General features: G+C 63.8%; 22 protein-coding genes. 11 read left to right on the top strand and 11 right to left on the bottom strand.

The genetic code is table 11. The annotated features are described in order from the left end of the window. Positions 1–59: 59 nt before the first annotated feature. The 7 genes from H6935_16715 to H6935_16685 all read left to right on the top strand — a co-directional run bounded on the left by H6935_16715 (position 60) and on the right by H6935_16685 (position 6,979). The gene (locus H6935_16715; protein ID MCP5279975.1) at positions 60–1,187 is read left to right on the top strand and encodes a PAS domain-containing protein; all 1,128 of its coding nucleotides are present in this window, start codon (positions 60–62) and stop codon (positions 1,185–1,187) included. A gap of 105 nt (positions 1,188–1,292) precedes the next feature. Continuing rightward, positions 1,293–2,690: a nitrogen regulation protein NR(I) gene (gene ntrC / locus H6935_16710; protein MCP5279974.1), complete on the top strand. Its 1,398-nt coding sequence runs from the start codon at positions 1,293–1,295 to the stop codon at positions 2,688–2,690. A gap of 591 nt (positions 2,691–3,281) precedes the next feature. After that, positions 3,282–4,229: an AEC family transporter gene (locus H6935_16705; protein ID MCP5279973.1), complete on the top strand. Its 948-nt coding sequence runs from the start codon at positions 3,282–3,284 to the stop codon at positions 4,227–4,229. 65 nt (positions 4,230–4,294) lie between these two features. Next, entirely contained in the window at positions 4,295–4,603 is a 309-nt protein-coding gene (locus H6935_16700; protein ID MCP5279972.1) for a hypothetical protein, read from the top strand. After that, complete coding sequence (locus tag H6935_16695; GenBank protein ID MCP5279971.1) at positions 4,603–5,484, top strand: NAD(P)-dependent oxidoreductase; 882 nt, start codon at positions 4,603–4,605, stop codon at positions 5,482–5,484. The genes H6935_16700 and H6935_16695 overlap by 1 nt, the downstream gene beginning before the upstream one ends. 7 nt (positions 5,485–5,491) lie before the next feature. Next, positions 5,492–5,857: a hypothetical protein gene (locus tag H6935_16690; protein ID MCP5279970.1), complete on the top strand. Its 366-nt coding sequence runs from the start codon at positions 5,492–5,494 to the stop codon at positions 5,855–5,857. Positions 5,858–5,881: 24 nt separating this feature from the next. Continuing rightward, positions 5,882–6,979, top strand: coding sequence for a right-handed parallel beta-helix repeat-containing protein (locus H6935_16685; GenBank protein MCP5279969.1), 1,098 nt, complete (start codon positions 5,882–5,884; stop codon positions 6,977–6,979). Between the two features lie 246 nt (positions 6,980–7,225). On the opposite strand, the gene H6935_16680 is transcribed toward H6935_16685, so the two are convergent. The 11 genes from H6935_16680 to H6935_16630 all read right to left on the bottom strand — a co-directional run bounded on the left by H6935_16680 (position 7,226) and on the right by H6935_16630 (position 15,279). Further along, positions 7,226–7,753: a hypothetical protein gene (locus H6935_16680; GenBank protein MCP5279968.1), complete on the bottom strand. Its 528-nt coding sequence runs from the start codon at positions 7,751–7,753 to the stop codon at positions 7,226–7,228. Then, a complete protein-coding gene (gene iscX / locus H6935_16675; protein ID MCP5279967.1) occupies positions 7,750–7,944 on the bottom strand; it encodes a Fe-S cluster assembly protein IscX in 195 nt (64 codons plus the stop codon). Before iscX ends, H6935_16680 begins: the two co-directional genes overlap by 4 nt. Before the next feature lie 92 nt (positions 7,945–8,036). Then, positions 8,037–8,375 carry an ISC system 2Fe-2S type ferredoxin gene (gene fdx, locus H6935_16670; protein ID MCP5279966.1) on the bottom strand — a complete coding sequence of 113 codons (339 nt, stop codon included), beginning with the start codon at positions 8,373–8,375 and terminating at the stop codon, positions 8,037–8,039. Between the two features lie 10 nt (positions 8,376–8,385). Further along, positions 8,386–10,254, bottom strand: a complete 1,869-nt coding sequence (gene hscA, locus H6935_16665) for a Fe-S protein assembly chaperone HscA (GenBank protein MCP5279965.1) — start codon at positions 10,252–10,254, stop codon at positions 8,386–8,388. A gap of 109 nt (positions 10,255–10,363) precedes the next feature. Beyond that, on the bottom strand, positions 10,364–10,891 hold the full coding sequence (gene hscB / locus H6935_16660; GenBank protein ID MCP5279964.1) for a Fe-S protein assembly co-chaperone HscB: 528 nt from the start codon (positions 10,889–10,891) through the stop codon (positions 10,364–10,366). Between the two features lie 81 nt (positions 10,892–10,972). Then, positions 10,973–11,317, bottom strand: coding sequence for an iron-sulfur cluster assembly protein IscA (gene iscA, locus H6935_16655; GenBank protein MCP5279963.1), 345 nt, complete (start codon positions 11,315–11,317; stop codon positions 10,973–10,975). A 61-nt stretch (positions 11,318–11,378) separates the two neighbouring features. Further along, a complete protein-coding gene (gene iscU, locus H6935_16650; GenBank protein ID MCP5279962.1) occupies positions 11,379–11,810 on the bottom strand; it encodes a Fe-S cluster assembly scaffold IscU in 432 nt (143 codons plus the stop codon). 97 nt (positions 11,811–11,907) lie between these two features. Further along, positions 11,908–13,119, bottom strand: a complete 1,212-nt coding sequence (locus tag H6935_16645) for an IscS subfamily cysteine desulfurase (protein ID MCP5279961.1) — start codon at positions 13,117–13,119, stop codon at positions 11,908–11,910. Positions 13,120–13,140: 21 nt separating this feature from the next. Continuing rightward, complete coding sequence (gene iscR / locus H6935_16640; protein MCP5279960.1) at positions 13,141–13,641, bottom strand: Fe-S cluster assembly transcriptional regulator IscR; 501 nt, start codon at positions 13,639–13,641, stop codon at positions 13,141–13,143. An 81-nt stretch (positions 13,642–13,722) separates the two neighbouring features. Continuing rightward, positions 13,723–14,472 carry a serine O-acetyltransferase gene (gene cysE, locus H6935_16635; GenBank protein MCP5279959.1) on the bottom strand — a complete coding sequence of 250 codons (750 nt, stop codon included), beginning with the start codon at positions 14,470–14,472 and terminating at the stop codon, positions 13,723–13,725. Between the two features lie 78 nt (positions 14,473–14,550). Then, positions 14,551–15,279, bottom strand: a complete 729-nt coding sequence (locus H6935_16630; protein ID MCP5279958.1) for an RNA methyltransferase — start codon at positions 15,277–15,279, stop codon at positions 14,551–14,553. A gap of 40 nt (positions 15,280–15,319) precedes the next feature. Between H6935_16630 and H6935_16625 the strand changes: the two genes are divergently transcribed. The 4 genes from H6935_16625 (at position 15,320) to H6935_16610 (ending at position 19,358) form a co-directional block, all read left to right on the top strand. Further along, positions 15,320–16,129: an inositol monophosphatase gene (locus H6935_16625; GenBank protein ID MCP5279957.1), complete on the top strand. Its 810-nt coding sequence runs from the start codon at positions 15,320–15,322 to the stop codon at positions 16,127–16,129. Positions 16,130–16,548: 419 nt separating this feature from the next. Next, positions 16,549–17,331 (top strand): transcriptional regulator EpsA, encoded by a 783-nt coding sequence (locus H6935_16620; protein MCP5279956.1) that lies wholly within the window; start codon positions 16,549–16,551, stop codon positions 17,329–17,331. A gap of 129 nt (positions 17,332–17,460) precedes the next feature. Next, the gene (locus tag H6935_16615; protein MCP5279955.1) at positions 17,461–18,237 is read left to right on the top strand and encodes a type II secretion system protein; all 777 of its coding nucleotides are present in this window, start codon (positions 17,461–17,463) and stop codon (positions 18,235–18,237) included. A gap of 260 nt (positions 18,238–18,497) precedes the next feature. Continuing rightward, positions 18,498–19,358: a PEP-CTERM sorting domain-containing protein gene (locus H6935_16610; GenBank protein ID MCP5279954.1), complete on the top strand. Its 861-nt coding sequence runs from the start codon at positions 18,498–18,500 to the stop codon at positions 19,356–19,358. Positions 19,359–19,391 lie beyond the last annotated feature (33 nt).

Genomic DNA, 19,391 nt, shown 5'->3' with positions numbered 1-19,391 from the left:
TTACCCCCCTTCCCGTGGCCCGTTTCTTGCTAATCTGGAAGCGTCCAGAGATAACAACCATGACGAACACCACTGCCAAACCACCCAGCACAGACGTTCTTGCCACCGCCGTCCTCGTGGTGGATGGGGAACGGGTGACGCGCTATATCAACCCCGCCGCGGAAAATCTGTTGGGTGTTTCCGCCATCCACGCCCTGGATCGTCCCCTGGCCAGCCTGACCATGGATTGCACCGAATTGGTGCGTGTAGTAGATCATGCACTATCAGAGGGCACCTCTTTTACCGAACATGACCTGGTATTGCCCATCAATGGCCACAGCGTTGTGCTTTGCGCCACCGTCACGCCCCTGGACGGCGAAGGGGACGCGGCTTTGATCGAGTTGCATCCGGCCGCGGGCAACGTGCGCATCGCCCGGGACGAGCAGGTCATGGCCCAGAGCCAGGCCAGCCAGAACCTGCTACGCCAGCTGGCCCACGAAATTCGCAACCCCCTGGGGGGCATTCGCGGGGCCGCCCAGCTGCTGGAGGCGGAACTGGAGGACTCGGATCTGCGGGAATACACCCAGGTGGTCATCCAGGAGACCAACCGCCTGCAAAGCCTGCTGGACAAGCTGCTGACCCCCGCCAAGCGGCCCGTGGTGGAGTCCATCAATGTGCATGAGGTGCTTGAGCGGGTACGCAGCGTGCTGATGGCGGAATTTACCCAGCTTCCAAGTCCATCGCCGGGCCGCCCAAAGATGGACTTGGCCCCCTCGGGGGGCGGCTCGGGTCAGAGGCCCGAGGCGGGGGCCCAATTGGTGATCCGCCGGGACTACGACATCAGCCTGCCGGACCTGGTGGGGGACCCTGAGCAGCTCATCCAGGCCGTGCTTAACATCGCCCGCAATGCCGCCCAGGCCATGGAAGGCAAGGGCCGCATCACCCTCAAGACCCGGGTGGCGCGCCAGGTGACCCTGGCCATGAAGCGCTGGAAACAGGCCATCCGCCTGGACGTCATCGACAACGGCCCCGGCATCCCCGAGGACATCCTGGGCCAGGTCTTCCTGCCCCTGGTGTCCGGGCGGGAAGGGGGCTCCGGCCTGGGCCTGACCCTGGCCCAATCCCTGGTGCAGCGCCATGATGGCGCCATCCATGTGGACAGCCGGCCGGGCCACACCTGTTTTTCAATTTATCTGCCGATTAAATGATGACCCTGATAGTGGAAAGCGAAGAGTGGGGAGTCGGGTTGAGTGACCGCGCGCCCTTCCCCCCAGTTTCCACTCCCCACTACCCACTCCCCTACTGGAAATCACATGAAACCCGTCTGGATCATTGACGACGACCGTTCCATCCGCTGGGTGTTCGAGAAGGCCCTGGCCCGGGAGAACCTGTCCCACCGCATATTCGACAACGCCGAATCCGCCTTGCGGGCCCTGGACCGGGAAACGCCCGGCGCCATTCTCTCCGACATCCGCATGCCTGGAATGAGCGGCCTGGAGTTCATGGAAAAGCTCAAGGCTGAGCACCCACGCCTGCCGGTCATCATCATGACCGCCTATTCCGACCTGGATTCCGCCGTGTCGGCCTTCCAGGGCGGCGCGTTCGAATACCTGCCCAAACCCTTCGACGTGAACCATGCCCTGGAACTCATCCATCGGGCCCTGGAGGAAGGCGGGCGCGGGGATGAAGTAGTGGGCCTGGAGGCGGGCCCCATGGGCGAGGCCATGCTGGGCCAGGCCCCGGCCATGCAGGACGTTTTCAGGGCCATCGGCCGCCTGGCCCAGTCCCACGCCACGGTGCTGATCACCGGCGAGACCGGCAGCGGCAAGGAACTGGTGGCCCATGCCCTGCATCGCCACAGCCCGCGCAGGGACAAGCCCTTCATCGCCCTGAACACCGCCGCCATCCCCAAGGATCTGCTGGAATCCGAACTGTTCGGCCATGAGCGTGGCGCCTTCACCGGCGCCACCACCTCCCGCCGGGGCCGCTTCGAGCAGGCCGACGGCGGCACCCTGTTCCTGGACGAGATCGGCGACATGCCCTCCGACCTCCAGACCCGGCTGCTGCGGGTGCTGGCGGACGGGGAGTTCTACCGGGTGGGTGGCCATGCCCCCGTTCGGGTCAACGTGCGGGTCATCGCCGCCACCCACCAGCAACTGGAGGACCGGGTGCGCCAGGGCCTGTTCCGGGAAGACCTGTTCCACCGCCTCAACGTCATCCGCATCAAGATCCCCGCCCTGCGGGACCGGCGCGAAGACATCCCCCTGCTGGTGCGCCACTTCCTGAAGAAGAGTGCCCAGGACCTGGGCGTGGAAATGAAGCAGGTGTCCGACGAGGCCATGAAGGCGCTCTCCGCCCTGCCCTACCCCGGCAACGTTCGGCAACTGGAAAACCTGTGCCACTGGCTCACGGTCATGGCTCCCGGCCAGGCCATCGAGCCCAAGGACCTGCCCGCCGAGGCCAGTACCCAGCCCGGGGGCATCGCCATCAACTGGTCCGAGGCCCTGGCCCGCACCGCCCAGGCGGAACTGGCCCGGGGGGAGTCCGGCATCCTGGACCACCTCACCAAGGAGTTCGAGCGCACCCTCATCCGCGTGGCCCTGCAGCAAACCGGCGGACGCAAGATCGAGGCCGCCAACCTGCTGGGCTGGGGGCGGAATACCCTGACGCGAAAGATCAATGAACTGGGCATGGAGGCGGGGGAGGAGTAAGTCACTTACCTCCGATAGGGCCCGGTGATTGCATTGAGGCACCCACTCAAAAAGGGGTGATTGGCCGGGGGTAGCCCGGCAGCTAGTTCCTTTTCTTGGCCGGGCAAGAAAAGGAACCAAAAGAAGGCCGCCCCCGCTTTCGGCGAAACCCCGGGAATTTCGAACTTGTCTAGGGCAGCGAAAGAACTCGCTTCGCTCAGACACCTTTCGCTGGCCTTCGGCAACCCCAGCCAAGTCCAAAATTCCCGGCGCCGGCAGAGGGGGGGGGAAATCCATCGCGTGCCGCCGCTTTTAGCCCCCTCTGAGTCGCCAATTTTTTCGAGGCCGTGCGGGGGAAGTCGGCGAGCACTGTCTGAGCCCGCAGGACGAGTTGCGCAGCCGCCCGAACGGGCTCGAAAAAATTGGGCACCCGAAGGGCCACGAAGCGGGGCGGCCTTCTTCTGGTTACTCTTCTTGGCCGCTCAAGAAGAGTAACGTGCTGCCGGGCACCCCCGGCCAAACATCCGTGGCGCAGTGACGCCGGTAGATCAAGGCGAAACCCGTGGACCCCGGCCTTAGCCGGAATGAAGTACAGCCCCCTACAATTCCCCCATGACCCCCGCCTTCCTCCTCCAGCTCCTCCTCCAGGTCTGGCTGCCCATCGCCCTGCTGGTGATGGCCGGCGGACTCTGGGTAAGGTTTCGACCCCAGTTTCCTGCCGCCACCCTCCGCGTCAACCTGAACCGTCTGGTGGTGGACGTGTTTGCCCCGCCCCTGCTGTTCGCCCTCTCCGCCCAGGCGGAAATCACGCCCCAGCTTCTGACCGTACCCGTCATCACCCTCCTGGGCATCGCCCTGGCCTTCGCGCTGCTCTACCCCCTGCTGTTCCATAGCCGCCTGGGACAGGGGTTGGCCCGGGAAACCCGATCCGCCATCCTGCTGGCAGGCATCTTCGGCAACGTCCTGTTCATGGGCTACCCCACCCTGACCTTCCTGTATGGAGATATAGGCGGCAGCTACGCCGCCTTCGCCGACGTGCTGGCATCCACGCCCCTGGTATGGACCTTCGGGGTCTGGATCGCCACGCGCCTGGGGCACGAAGGGGGACAAGGCACCAGCCTGTTGCGCACCATGGTGTCCCTGCCCCCCATATGGGGCTTCGTGCTGGGCTTCGCGGTGAACCTGTCGGGCATCGACGTCACTCCCCTCATCAAGGCGGCCAAGTTCATGGGCCAGGCCACCATCCCCATCATGTTGTTCACCCTGGGCCTGTCCATTCCCTGGGGCGACCTGCGTCCCACCCGGCCGGTGCTGGCCGCGGTGGCCATCAAGCTCCTGCTGGCCCCTATGCTGGCCCTGGGGTTGGCCCGGCTCATTTTCGGCGAACTCCATCCCGCCCAGACCGCCGCCGTGCTGGAAACGGCCATGCCCACCATGCTCATGGCCGCCAGTTTCGCCGACCGCTTCAACCTGGATGTGCGCGCAGCGGCCCTGACGGCAAGTTGGAGCAGCCTGCTGTTTCTCGTCACCCTACCCTTCTGGATCGCCTTCCTGCGCTGAACTGCGGCGATTTTTCCGGCAAATTGCATCAAGCTTGATAAACTCGGTCCAAGTAGGAGGAGACAATGCTCAAAAACGTACCGGACTGGCTATACGAGCCGCTCCCCTATCTCTACGTGCTGATGGGGTTGATCGCCACCATCGTGCTGGAGGCCTTCATCGGCAAGATCAGTGGCATCCTGCTGATCTCGGCGGGGTTCGTGATCTGGAATCTGCGCTTCACCTACCGCCGCCGCCACCGGCGTCCCCAGGCCCGCGACCTCAGCTGGGGCACGAACCAGCGCCTGCACCCTCCCAAAGGCCTGGATGAAGTGCAGAAGCAAATGCAGGTGCCGAAAAAAACCGAGAAGGCCCCGGACAACGAAGCCTTGTGATGTCACCGGCTGCCTCCGCCGGATTCATCGGCCTGGGCACCATGGGCAGGCCCATGGCCCTCAACTTGAGCAAGGGCGGCGTACTCCTCACCGTACATAACCGCACCCTCTCCAGCGCGGAGGCACTCCGGGCAGCCGGCGCCCGGGTGGCGGAATCCCCGTTCCTGGCCGCGGCCGGCTCGGACATCCTCTTCGTCAATGTGGCCGACGACTCGGCCCTGGAATCCGTCATGTTCGGACCCCGGGGCGCGGCAGAGGGGCTTGGGACTGCCAGCGTGGTGGTGGACCTGGGCACCACTTCCCTCACCGCCACCCGCGCCTGCAGCGCCCGCCTGGCGGGAAGGGGCGTCATCTGGATGGATGCCCCCGTGTCCGGCGGCGAGGCAGGCGCCAGGACAGGCACCCTGTCCATCATGGTGGGGGGCCCCACGGACGCTTTCACACGGGTGCTGCCTCTGCTCCAGCTGATGGGACAGAACATCGTCCATGTAGGCGACACCGGTGCCGGCCAGGTGGCCAAGGCATGCAACCAGATTGTCGTTTCCGCCACCCTGATGGGCGTAGCCGAGGCCCTCACCTTCGCCCAGCGGGAAGATGTCGATCCCACCAAGGTGCGCCAGGCCCTGCTGGGGGGCTTCGCCTACAGCCGCATCCTGGAGGTCCACGGCCAGCGCATGCTGGACGGGAATTTCATCCCCGGCTTCAAGGCCCGACTGCACAAGAAGGACCTGGGGCTGGTCCTGGCGGAAGCCATGATGGCGGGCGTGGCCCTGCCCGTGACGGCACAGGCCGCCTCTGCCATGGACGCCCTGGTGGCCAGGGGCGAAGGGGAACTTGATTCATCGGCCCTGATCCACATCATCCAATCCCTGCAAACCTAGCCAAGCCATGAAGCACTACATCGTCCTGCTGGACCGGGCCGCCATGCCCGGTGAAATGCGCATACCCGGCTTCGACCACGTCTGGGTGGAACATCCCCATACCCAGGCCGGGGAATGCGTGGACCACCTCTGGCGGGCCACCATCGGCGTCACCCATGAGTCATCCGTCACGGGGCCGGACATCGACGGCTGCCCCAAGCTGGCCTTGCTGGTGGTGACCGGGGAGGACCTGTCAGTGGTGGACCAGGCAGCCTGCCGGCAGCGGGGCATCCGCCTCATCCACCTGCCCCGTGCCGACCGGCCGCCCCAGGTCTGGGCCGAGGCCCTCATGGATGCCATCGAGGACTTCGCCCGCCCATCCCGGGATCATTGAAGGCCTTCTTCAGGCCGTTACACGATGCTGCCGCCACTTTCGCTGGTACTGCTGTTAAGTGCCCAGGCCTGGGCCATGGGCGGCGCCTTGCCGGACTGCCCTGTCCCCGAGGCCATCACCGTCACCCAGGACACCCGCCTGGAACCTGCCTGCCGCTACCGCACATCCATCCATATCACCGCAAGCGGCGTGGAACTGGATTGCCGAGGCGCCCAGATCGATGCCCGGGGACTGGACTGGGGCATCCTCATCGGTGGCCGGCAGCCCGTCAGCCAGGTCACGGTCAGGAACTGCCATGTCCGGGGGGGCGGCAACGGCATCCGCGTGGCCCGCCTGGAGCCGGATGGCGTCAAGGCCAAACGCCATGACCGGGAGACCCTTTACCGCATCACTCCCCACCACATCGTCCTGGAGAACGTTAGCGTCCGGGACAGCCAGCGCGTGGGCATCTACCTGGACGACTACGTCAGCCAGGTGCGCATCGCCGACAGCCACGTGAGTGGCTCGGGTTCCTCGGGCATCTACCTGGAGCACAGTTCCAGGAAAAACGAAATCCTCAACACCACGGTGACCGGCAACGGCCACGGCAGCTTTCCCCGCTACCGGTTCGGCTCGGGCCTGCGGGAAGGCATCGCCATCGATTCCTCCGCCCACAACCGGCTGGTGGGCAACCGCATTTTCGACAACGCCGCGGGTGGCATATTCCTGTACAAGAACTGCCAGGAACACATCAACACCAACCCCCAGAGCGTGCCCCGCTGGCAGCACGCCGACCACAATCTGATACAGGGCAACACCATCGAGGACGAGAAGGTGGGCGTGTGGATCGCCTCGCGGCAAAGCAGGGACCTGAGCAGCTGGGACTGCGGCGACCCCCCCTATCTGGCCCCGGGCCACTTTCCCGACCACGCCAGCCACAATCAGGTACGGGGAAACCGCTTCGTCGATGTGGCCGTGGGCGTGCGGGTGGAGGACGACGACAACACCATCGTCGGCAACACCTTCGTGTCCACCCCCATCCCCTTTGAAAAGGGTGCGAAACTGCGTCAGCAGACCTTGGGCACGCCTTTGCAAGGAATCGTTTTCGAAGGCAACACCCTGTCCCCCGCGCCAGGAAATTAGAGCGGCAGCCTGAACGCCCCCCTTACCGTGGCCTCATGGGCGGCACACATCATCGGCCCGTCACGGGCCAACCCTGATGTTCTTGACAAAGGTCCCTTCTCGGCGCCGGGCAAACAGCATCAGCCCATAGCAAAGGGGCCCTCTGCTTCGGCGGGGCCATTCGGATCCTGCTCGAGTCCTCCATGGACATTGTCTTCATCCCCATGAAAACCCGGGGCAGGAAGAGAGCGCCCTGTTACCAGGGGATCAGAGGTCCTGCCCGGGGTCCCGGGAGCGACGTTGGCGGATGCGTTCGGCGGCAGCCTCGTCGTTGAGCTTAAGCAGGGATTGGTCCAGGCGCCCTGCATAGCGCTGGAACTGGAGTCGGGCTTCCCCCTGGCGCCAGGTGAGGGTGCGATTCTCGAAGCTGTCGCCTTTCAGGTTCTTCACCGCCTCCACGCTGGTCTGGGCCGGACCGTACTTGGCCTCCAGGGCCTGGGCCACGGCCTGGAAATGGCTCTCAGGCAAGCTGATGGTGATACCCGTCAGGCGGGCCTGATCATAGAAGTAATAGAGGCTCGCCACCCGGGCACCAGCGATGGTCTCCTGCTCCTTGGGCCGCAGGGAGCAGACCTGGTCCGCCGTGGGAGCGCGCACCACGCGGCAGTCGAACCTGGGGTCCCGGGTGACCGCGACGCTGGAGGTGCCAATGCTATGGCCCTTGAAGCCCAGGGGCTCGGCGGCCAAGACGGGGGCGACCATCAGGGCCGCCAGCATGAGTACGATGAGTTTCAATCCCGCTCCTCGATCCAGGCCATCTGGATGGCCTCGAGAATCTTCTCGCCAGAGCGGTTGGCATCGTCCGCGAAGTCCGGCAATTCCATGACCCAGCGATGCAAATCCGTGAAGCGCACGTAGCGCGGGTCCACCTCCGGATGGTGTTCCTCCAGGGCGATGGCGATGTCCAGGGTGTCGGTCCATTTCATGATAAGTCTCCTGTAGGCAGTATGCAGTCCTCAGCAACGGCAAACAGCGGCGTGTTTTCTGCCAACTGCCTACTGACAACTGCCAACTTTGTTTAGTGTCCTTCCTTCACCATGTTGATGGTGTACTTGGGGATTTCCACGATCAGGTCCTCGCTGCCCACCAGGGCCTGACAGGAGAGGCGTGAAGTGGGCTCCAGGCCCCAGGCCTTGTCGAGCAGGTCATCTTCCAACTCCGTGGCCTCGGACAGGCTCTCGTAGCCTTCCCGCAGGATGACGTGGCAGGTGGTGCAGGCGCAGGATTTCTCGCAGGCGTGCTCGATCTCGATGCCGTTCTCCAGCAGGGTGTCGCAGATGGACACGCCCTTCTGGGCATCGATGACGGCGCCGTTGGGACACAACTCCACGTGGGGCAGGACGATCAGTTGGGGCATCTTTCCATTCCTATATCTCCAGTTCATCCAGCTTGTGGCCGGTGAGGGCCCGCTTCACGCTGGCGTCCATGCGTCGGGCGGCGAACTCGCCCGTGCCCTGGTTAAGGCGGTCGCTGGCCCGTTTCACGGCGATCAGGTCATCGCCCTGCAAGGCGGATTTGAGGGCGCGCAGCAGTTCTTCAATGGCCGCCCGCTCGGCGGGGAGCAGCAGCCTGTCACCGTCCTCCGCCAGGGCCGCCTCCGTGGCCTCGGCCAGGCGCCGGGCGTCCACCTTGGCCTCGGCCAGGTTGCGGGCGGCCATGTCGTCCTGGGCGTGGGCGTAGGAGTCCTGCAGCATGGTGGCCACTTCATCGTCGGTAAGGCCGTAGGACGGCTTCACGGCGATGTGTGACTCGATGCCCGTGCCCATCTCCCGGGCAGTGACGGACAACAAACCGTCAGCGTCCACCTGGAAGGTGACACGGATGCGGGCCGCGCCGGCCACCATGGGGGGAATGCCGCGCAATTCGAAACGGGCCAGGCTGCGGCAGTCGGACACCAGTTCCCTCTCACCCTGCACCACGTGGATGCTCATGGCGGTCTGACCGTCCTTGAAGGTGGTGAATTCCTGGGCCCGGGCGGTGGGAATGGTGGCGTTGCGGGGAATGATTTTCTCGGTGAGACCACCCATGGTCTCCAGGCCCAGGGACAGGGGCACCACATCCAGCAGCAGCCACTCGTCGCCGCTCTTGTTGCCGGCCAGCACGTTGGCCTGGATGGCGGCTCCCAGGGCCACCACCTTGTCCGGGTCCAGATTGGTCAGTGGAGTCTGGCCGAAAAACTCGCCCACGGCGGCCTGGATACGCGGGATGCGGGTGGAACCCCCCACCATCACCACGCCCTTTACGTCCTCGGGCTGCAGACCCGCATCCCGCAGGGCCTTGCGCGTGGGGGTGAGGGTCTTGTTCACCAGGCTGGCGGTCATTTCGTTGAACTCTGCCTCAGTGAGACGCAGGTTGATGACCTCGCCCGTGGACAGCACCACGGTGATGTGGGCCTCGCCGTGGTCCGACAGGTTTTCCTTGGCCTCCCGGGCGTGTGCCATGAGGAGGGTCTTGTCCTGGTCCGAAAGGGTGTGGATCTTGGCCTGGTCCAGCACCCAGCAGTAGATGCGACGGTCGAAGTCGTCCCCCCCCAGGGCGGAATCGCCATTGGTGGCCAGTACCTCGAATACGCCCTTGGTGAGCTTGAGAATGGAGATGTCGAAAGTGCCGCCCCCCAGGTCATACACCGCGTAAATCCCCTCGGCGGCGTTGTCCAGGCCGTAGGCGATGGCCGCGGCGGTGGGCTCGTTCAGCAGGCGCAGCACGTTGAGGCCCGCCAGCCGGGCGGCATCCTTGGTGGCCTGGCGCTGTGCGTCGTCGAAATAGGCCGGCACGGTGATCACCGCCCCCACCAGTTCTCCCCCCAGGGCCGCCTCGGCCCGGTGCTTCATGATCTTGAGGATCTCGGCGGACACTTCCACCGGGCTCTTGACGCCGGCCACGGTCTTCAACTGCACCATGCCCGGTGCATCCACGAACTTGTAGGGCATGGTGGCGACGTCCGGGATGTCCTTGATGCCCCGCCCCATGAAGCGCTTAACCGAGATGATGGTGTTGTGGGGGTCCTCCGCCGCCTTGGCCTGGGAGGCCAGGCCCACGGTGGTGGAACCGTCGGCGTGATAACGCACCACGGAGGGAAGCAGGCCGTGGCCCCGGGCGTCGTTGAGCACCACGGACACGCCGTTGCGCACCGTGGCCACCAGGGAGTTGGTGGTACCCAGGTCGATGCCCACCGCCAGCCGGTGCTGGTGGGGCGCGGTGGAAAGGCCGGGTTCGGCGATTTGCAGCAGGGCCATGAGATTACCGTGAAAGGTGAAACGTGAAATGTGAAAGGTGAAATGCGGCGCTACGTTCAGTCCATCACATTTCACTTGAGCCGCATTGCGGCGAGTCACATTTCACGTTTCACAACTCTTCGTAAGCCGCATCGGTCTCTTCCAGAAGCTTGTCCATGAAACGCACCTTGCGCAAGGTTTCGCCGGCGCGGGGGTAGTTTTTGTCTTCGTCGATAAGGCGGGCCAACTCGCCCTGCAAGGCCGTGGCGTGGGCGCGCAGATCCTTCTCCAGCTTCTGCAATGCGCCCTCGTCCCTGGACTGGGCAGCCTCCGCCAGGGCCTCCCGCCATTCCATCTGCTGCATGAGGAAGTCCGGCGGCATCACCGTGTTCTTGGGGTCCATGGCGTCGATGCCCTGCAGCTGGAGCAGATAGCGGGCCCGCTCGAAGGGTTTCTTCAGGGTCTGGTAGGCCTCGTTCACCCGGGTGGTCCACTGCATGGACAGCCGCTTCTCCGCTTCCCCCGCATGGGCAAACTTGTCCGGGTGGATCTCCGCCTGGATGTCCCGGTAGGCCTGGTCCAGGCACCCGGCGTCCACGCCGAAAGACACCGGCAGGCCGAAGAGTTCGAAATGGCTTTTGGAGAAGTCGAGGGTCATGCGGTGAAGGGCAAAGGGGGAAGGGAGAAGAGGTGGCGCGGGGTTTTACCCTTATCCCTTCCCCCTTCACCCTTCAAGAATTCAGACGTTGAACGATTCCCCGCAGCCGCACTCGGACTTGACGTTGGGGTTGTTGAACTTGAAGCCCTCGTTCAGGCCTTCTCGCACGTAGTCCAGCTCGGTGCCTGCAAGGTAGGAGAGACTCTTGGGGTCGATGTAAATGGCCACGCCGTGGCTCTCGAAGCGCTGGTCTTCCGGGTCTTCCGCGTCCACGAACTCCAGCTTGTAGGCCATGCCGGAGCAACCGGAGGTGCGCACGCCCAGCTTGATGCCCAGGCCCTTGCCGCGCTTCTCCAGGAAGTTGCGAATGTGGGTGGCGGCCCGCTCTGACAGGGTCACCGAACCGACCTGGGCGGCGGGCCCCATGCCCAGTTGGGAGACGTCGGAGGGCATACCCTCGGGTACAGCGCAGTTTGCGGCGCCCATGTCAGTGCTCCTTGGGCGGGTTGCAGGCGGTGTACTCGGCGCTGCCAGCAACGGCGCCATGCTTCTGCTTGTAGTCCGCCACGGCCGCCTTGATGGCGTCCTCCGCCAGGATGGAGCAGTGTATCTTCACCGGCGGCAGGGCCAGTTCCTCGGCGATCTGGGTGTTCTTGAGGTTCATGGCCTCGTCCAGGGTCTTGCCCTTGACCCATTCGGTCACCAGGGAAGAGGAAGCAATGGCGGAGCCGCAGCCATAGGTCTTGAACTTGGCGTCCTCGATGACACCCTGCTCGTTCACCTTGATCTGCAGCTTCATCACGTCGCCGCAGGCGGGGGCACCCACCATGCCGGTGCCCACACCGGCATCATCCTTCTCGAAGGCACCCACGTTGCGGGGATTCTCGTAGTGGTCCAGAACCTGTTCGCTATATGCCATTTTTTGCTCCTTGCGTCGCGGTAAAGGGGAAAGGGTAAAGGGGGAAGGGTGTGGCGCTGTTACCCTTGACCCTTCTCCCTTCCTCCTTCACACGAAGTTAATGTGCCGCCCACTGCACGGTGTTGAGATCGATGCCGTCCTTGTACATCTCCCACAGGGGGGACATCTCGCGCAGCTTGCCGATCTTCTCGTGCAGCAGCTTGACGGTGTAGTCGATCTCTTCCTCGGTGGTGAAGCGGCCGATGGTGAAGCGGATGGAACTGTGGGCCAGCTCGTCGTTGCGCCCCAGGGCCTTGAGCACGTAGGAGGGCTCCAGGCTGGCGGAGGTGCAGGCGGAGCCGGAGGACACGGCCAGGTCCTTGATGGCCATGATGAGGCTCTCGCCTTCGACGAAATTGAAGCTCACGTTCAGGTTGCCGGCGATGCGGCGCTCCAGGTCGCCGTTCAGGTGCACTTCCTCGATATCCTGCAGGCCGTACCAGAGCTTGTCGCGCAGGTGCCGGATGCGCTCGGTCTCGGTGCCCATCTCCAGCCTGGCGATGCGGAAGGCCTCGCCCATGCCCACGATCTGATGGGTGGCCAGGGTGCCGGAACGCATGCCGCGCTCGTGCCCGCCGCCATGCATCTGGGCCTCCAGGCGCACCCGGGGCTTGCGCCGCACATACAGCGCGCCGATTCCCTTGGGGCCGTAGGTCTTGTGGGCCGAGAAGGACATGAGGTCCACCTTCAGCTTTTGCAGGTCGATTTCCACCTTGCCCGTGGCCTGGGCGGCGTCCACGTGGAAAATGATGCCACTGGCGCGGCAGAGCTCGCCGATGGCCGGGATGTCCTGGATGACGCCGATCTCGTTGTTCACGAACATGACGGAGACCAGGATGGTGTCCGGACGGATGGCGGACTTGAGCTCCTCGAGGTCGAGCAGCCCGTTGGGCTGCACGCCCAGGTAGGTCACCTCGAAACCTTCCCGCTCCAGTTCCCGGCAGGTGTCCAGCACCGCCTTGTGCTCGGTCTTCACTGTGATCAGGTGCTTGCCCTTGCCGGAATAGAAGTGGGCGGCGCCCTTGATGGCCAGGTTGTTGGATTCGGTGGCGCCTGAGGTCCAGACGATCTCCTTGGGGTCGGCGTTCACCAGGGCTGCCACGTGAGCACGGGCCTCCTCCACCGCCGCGTCCGCCACCCAGCCAAAGCTGTGGGAACGGGAGGCCGGATTGCCAAACTTCTCGGTGAGATAGGGAATCATCTGGGCGGCCACGCGGGGGTCCACCGGGGTGGTGGCCGAGTAGTCGAGGTAAATGGGGGTCTTGACCATGTTGAACCTTTTTCTTCGTGTTCAGCCGTGGACCACGGCCTTCAATTCCGCCGAACCGATGACGCGGTGGTCATGCTTCCTTGCTTCAGTCTTGCCGGACGCTTCGTCGGCCTCCTTTTGCAACTGCTTGCGCACCAGCTCGCCCAGATGCACGGATTCCAGATAGTCGTAGATGCGGGCGTTCAGGCTCATCCACAAGTCATGGGTCATGCATTCCCGGTCGTCATGGCAGTTGCCCAGGCCACCGCACTGGGTGGCGTCGATAGGCTCGTCCACGGCACGGATGATGCTGGCCACGGAGATATCGTCCATGGGCAAGGCCAGGGTGTACCCGCCACCGGGGCCCCGCACGCTGTCCACGATGCCCTGCCGGCGCAGGCGCCCGAACAGTTGCTCCAGATAGGACAGGGAGATACGCTGGCGCTCACTGATGCCAGCCAGGGTCACGGGGCCGCGCTGGTGGCGCATGCCCAGGTCAATCATGGCGGTTACAGCGAAACGGCCTTTGGTGGTCAGACGCATGGTGTGCCTCGCTCGAAGGGATAAGGTGCTACCACTCTACTAATCCCGAGAAAAACAGTCAACTATTCATCCTGACAAAAATCAATCAACCATCTTGTTTAAGGAATCCGGGTCGAAATGGTCGTCCGGTTTCTTCCCTTCAGGACTGGCTCCCAGGCGCTGCAACTCTGTCACGATCCAGTCCAGGCGCTTGTCGGTGTTGGAGGAATGCTCGATGAGGCCGTGGATGGCCTTCACCATGGGGTCATTCATGTCCGCCCCCACGCCATAGGCGGAGAAGCCCATCTGCTTGGCCTTTTCTTCCCTTTCCTTGTCCGACTCGCTATCCAGAATGCGGGCGGGAATACCCACCGCCGTGGCGCCGGCCGGCACGCTCTTCACCACCACCGCGTTGGAGCCCACCTTGGCGCCGGCTCCCAGGGTAATGGGACCCAGCACCTTGGCCCCCGCGCCGACGATGACCCCCGCCTCCAGGGTGGGATGCCGCTTGCCCTTCTGCCAGGAAGTGCCGCCCAGCGTCACACCGTGATAAAGGGTGCAGTCGTCGCCGATCTCCGCCGTCTCGCCGATCACCACGCCCATGCCGTGATCGATGAACACCCGGCGGCCGATCCTGGCGCCCGGGTGGATCTCGATGCCGGTGAACCAGCGGGCGATGGTGCTGGACAGCCGCGCCAGCCACTTGAACCCCATATGCCACAGACCATGGGACATGCGATGCCAAAGAATGGCATGCAGCCCCGGGTACGTCGTCAGCACCTCGAAGAAGGTGCGCGCCGCCGGGTCCCGGTCGAACACGACACGGATGTCTTCCCGCAGTCTGGCGAACATTTGAATATTCAGAAAAGATTAAGGAGCGAATTGTCCCAATTCCCGACCAATCCGGTCAAATTCGGCACACGTTCCGGTTCAAGGCTTGATTCCCCCCTTGGCCGCACCGAGGATGCCCCGCCAGATGGCCACCTCCTCCTTTTCCAGCCCGGCCTTGGCGAAGAAGCGCCGCAAACGGGGCATGAGCCGCTTGGGGTGGGCCGGATCCAGGAAGCCGATGTCCACCAGGGTGCGCTCCATCTCCGCCAGCAGGGCCTCCACCGCCTGGTGGGTGGCCGGCTCGAACTCCGGCAGGGCCAGAGGCGCGTCCATCAGGCTGCTACGCAGTTCATAGGCCACGACCTGCACTGCCGCCCCCAGGTTCAGGGAGGCGTAATCAGGATTGGTGGGGATGTTGATGAGCCAGCGGCATTTCATGAGTTGTTCATTCGAGAGGCCGAAGGTTTCGGAGCCGAAGACAATGGCGACGGGCGCGGAGCCTGCCAGGTCAAGCAGTTCCGGAGCGGCCTGGCGCGGGGTATAGGCGGGATGAGGCAAATCCCGGCGTCGGGATGTGCAGGCCGCCGCCAGCACCGTGTCCGCCAGGGCCTCGTCCAGGCTGGCGCAGAGCCGGGCCGCCTCCAGCACATCCACCGCACCGGAGGCCCGGGCCCGGGCCTCGTCATCGATCGCGCACTTGGGCGTGACCAGGCGAAGGTCGCTCAAACCCATGACCTTCATGGCCCGGGCCACGGCTCCCAGGTTGCCCGGGTGGCTGGTTTCCAGGAGGACGATGCGTATATTGGCTAAGGAAATGGGCTGGTTCACGGTAAAATCGACGCCGAATTCAAACGCTCTTTATACAACCATGCACCCGATGCTCAACACGGCGGTGAAAGCCGCACGGCGCGCTGGCGCCATCATCAACCGCGGCAGTCTTAACGTGGACCGCCTCACCGTGCGCGTCAAGCGCGAGAACGACTTCGTCAGCGAAGTGGACCAGATGGCGGAACAGGCCATCATCCAGACCCTGCTGGAGGCCTACCCCAGACATGCCATCCTGGGGGAGGAAACGGGTGCATCCGGCGGCGAAGTGGGCGAATCCGAATACCAGTGGATCATCGACCCCCTGGACGGCACCACAAACTTCCTCCACGGCGTGCCCCAGTACGCCGTCTCCATCGCCCTGCTGTACCGGGGCCAGCTCTCCCAGGCCGTGATCTACGACCCGGTTCGCAACGATCTCTACACCGCCAGCCGGGGCCGGGGTGCCTTCCTCAACGAGCGCCGCATCCGCGTCACCCGCCGGGACAAGCTGCAGGACAGCCTCATCGGCACCGGCTTCCCCTTCCGCGACTTCACCCACCTGGACGCCTACATGGGCATGTTCAAGGACCTGGTGCGGAAGACCGCCGGCCTGCGCCGTCCCGGCTCCGCCGCCCTGGACCTGGCCTGGGTGGCCGCCGGCCACATGGACGGCTTCTTCGAAATCGGCCTAAGCCCCTGGGACATCGCCGCCGGCTGCCTGCTGATCATGGAGGCGGGTGGCTTGGTGAGCGACTTCGCCGGAAACGAAAACTACCTGGAAAACGGTCACGTGGTGGCCGGCAACCCCAAGGTGTTCGTGCAGTTGCTGCAGGCCATCGAACCCCACGTCACCGCCGAACTGAAGGGCTGAGCATCCGCCCGAACCAGCCGCCAAGGCACGGGGCACGCACGACCAGATTCTGATCAAGCCCACCGGGCTGGGCCTGGGGCGCCCATCCTCCGTGGGCAACCTCATGCATTACCGTTGCGAGTTCCAAGCCTTGCCCAGGGCGTTTCGCCTGGCGAAAGGCGGGTGCGTCACTTTCCAGCCACCATGAACCATGGCTGACCAAGGCGCCGCATCCATCAGAATTCCGGCACATGGCTTATAGCTGGAATATCTGCCGGGCAGGTCCATCGAGGCAACCATGCCACCGCCCTCCACATCAGGCCCTCCACATCAGGAATTCTTGCGCCCTGTGGGGTCTGTCAGACCTTCTTCATCAACCCATCACCAAATCATCACATTCGGTACGTATAAGTCATAAGTCCTTCTCGAACACCCGGGCCATGAAAGCAGCACATCAACTGGTGGATGCCGAGGACCGCTACCGAATCACGCATATCCTGGAAACTTCGCTGGCAGTCTGCAACGCAAAGCAATTTTTTACGTGGGTCCAGGGGCCGGTATTCATGCTGCTGCCCCATGAAATACTGCTCTGCGGCCATGCCGAACAGGGGCATGGGGATTTGAAACTGCGCTATTTCAGCGCCAGCCGGTATTTCCGCCAGGAACACTTCGAGATCGTGTGCAACCCCCGTCATGGCCTGGTCACCATGGCCATACGTCATTGGCGGATTACTCAGCGCCCGTGCATTCTGCCTTCGCCCGAAGGAAGGGGTACCTGCGATATCGCCACGGTGGACACGCTGTCTCGCCTGGAACTCAGGAACATCGCATCCCATGCGCTGCTGGGCCCCAATGGCGGCGTCCAGTTCTGGTTCGGATTCAGCCGAGTTCAGCGTCTGGACGAGCGAACCGCCTACCTGCTGGAAATGCTGATGCCCATCCTTTCGGCGACCTATGCCCGCGTGGTCGCCTCGGACAGCGTCGGCCAAGCCACTTCAAGCCGCCTGGGAAACTTGCTCACCGCGCGGGAGATCCAGGTACTGGAGATGGTGCGGGACGGCATGTCCAATGCCGATGTCGCCCTGAACCTCAGTCTCAGCGTGATGACCGCCAAGAACCACATGCAGAACATCCGCGGCAAGCTCAATGTGCGCACGCGGGGCCAGGCCGTGGCCGAGGCCATACGCCTCGGTTTGATAAGACCCTCCAGGGAGGAGTTCTGAAGCCAGCTTCCGGCAGCAGGAACCGTTCCGGCCCACGCCGGGCAAGCCCCAGACGATCTGATGCATGGAATTTTTCTGACCAACCCGTCGTACCGCCATGGCCAGCGCGGATTCACCCTGGTCTGGGTGATGTTCTTCGTCGCCATACTGGGAGTGGCCATGGCTGCGGTAGGCACGGTCTGGCAGACCACCGTCCAAAGGGAGAAGGAAAGGGAACTGCTGTTCGTGGGCGACCAGTACCGCAGGGCCATAGAAAGTTTCTGGAATGTCTCCTTGCCCCAGGGACAGGCCCGGCGCCTGCCGAAGAATCTGGAAGAACTGCTGCGTGACCCCCGCTTTCCGAACACCATCCGCCATCTTCGTCGGCTTTATAAGGACCCCATGACTGGTTCGGTGGAGTGGGGGCTGGTGAAAGGGCCTAACCCCGGGATTGCCGGGGTATACAGCCTGTCGGAGAAAGCCCCGCGGAAGACGGGCAACTTCCCTGCCTCTTATGCCATTTTCTCGGGCGCCCGGAAATACAGTAGCTGGGTATTTCAATACATGGTCGGCAATCCGGTAGTGGCGCAAGTTGGCTCGCTTGCCAACGATCAGTCCGGCGAAAGCAAAGTCCATTCCCCGGGAGAAGTTGGGCAGGGCGAAGCCTGGGGCGATTCTTCGGTACCCTTCACAAGCAGCCAGCATGGCACCGACGACTCGGCGGAAGGCACGCCATTCCCGACCTCCGAAACAGCCACCGGCACCGGCGGCGAGTTGACCAGAGCCCAGCAGCTTTCCGCGTGCCACAGCGCCCGTTTGCGGGACAACCTGGCCTGCGGCTCCATCATGGAAAGAGACCGTCAGGCCTGGCAGGCATGCATGGGCGCAGCCAACCGGACATTCCAGGCCTGCAGTGCGGTCCGCTGAACTTCAATTCCACCCACTGGACACAGCCAAACCCTGACCGGGATCCACATGTATGAGCCATTCGGCTCATTTTTCGATCGTCCGGGCGCGGACGAACTGTCATTCAAGCTCCCTAACATTTGATTGGGCCATGGTTCCCGTTTGCCGCCATGTGAGCAAAAAGGCTTATTTATCATGGTGTTGCAGCCATTAAATGTGTAACAGCCTGGCGTTAAGGTGGCCTGGCGCCCCGCTACGGTTCTGCCTCCTTGGAGACTGGGATGGTCCCTGGGGATGTCGCCCCGCACTGCTTTTCGACGTTTGACCCTACAGGAGATTCAAGTATGAAACTGCACCTCATCGCCCTGGCCGGCCTGCTGGCTGCCTCTGGCGCCGCCCAGGCCAAGATCGACAACGGTCTGAACAGCCCCGGAAACGGCGAGTTGTTCCTGTCCGTGTGGGACAACAACGGCACCGCCGAAGCCGCCGATGACCGGTCCTACACCCGGGATCTGGGCATCACCCTGAATGATTTCGCCTCCGCCCTGGCATCTCCCGTGGCCGTTGCCCCCCAGCCCACATTCTCCTTTGCCGCCGATGCCCTGATGACCAGCTTCCTGGGGCAAACCAGCGACCTGGGCAACCTGCGCTGGAACGTGGCGGGCTTCGATGCCTTCAGTGCCGACCGTGCGGCCCTCACCGTGGCCACCGGATTCGCCGGTTCCACCCAGACCTATGCTCAATTCCGCGGTTGGTCTGGCGGTGCCGCCACCCATCTGGCTGCTGTCAACCCCCTTGGCGACAACACTTCCAACGCCATCAATGCCTCCGGCACCGCCACTTCCGCCGATGGCAATGCTTACTCCGGTGGCGTGATTTGGGGCAACAACATCGGCGGCAAGGCCGACTTCGCCAATGACGGCGGCATCGGCGACAGCCTGGGCATCTGGATGTTCTACGAAACCGTGGCCTCTGGCTCCACCACCACCAAGGTCAAGCAACTGGATCTGGCCAATTTCGCAACCCTGTCCGCCGATGGCGGATTGCTGATCACCCCGGTACCCGAACCCGAGACCTACGCCCTGATGCTGGCCGGTCTGGGCCTGGTGGGCTTCATGGCCCGTCGTCGCAAGGCTGCCTGATCCCGGCTTATTCCGTCTTCTGCCCGGTGCACC

The organism is Thiobacillus sp. (genome assembly GCA_024235835.1).
GTDB lineage: Bacteria > Pseudomonadota > Gammaproteobacteria > Burkholderiales > Thiobacillaceae > PFJX01.
This window is presented reverse-complemented; position numbering and strand designations above follow the sequence as displayed.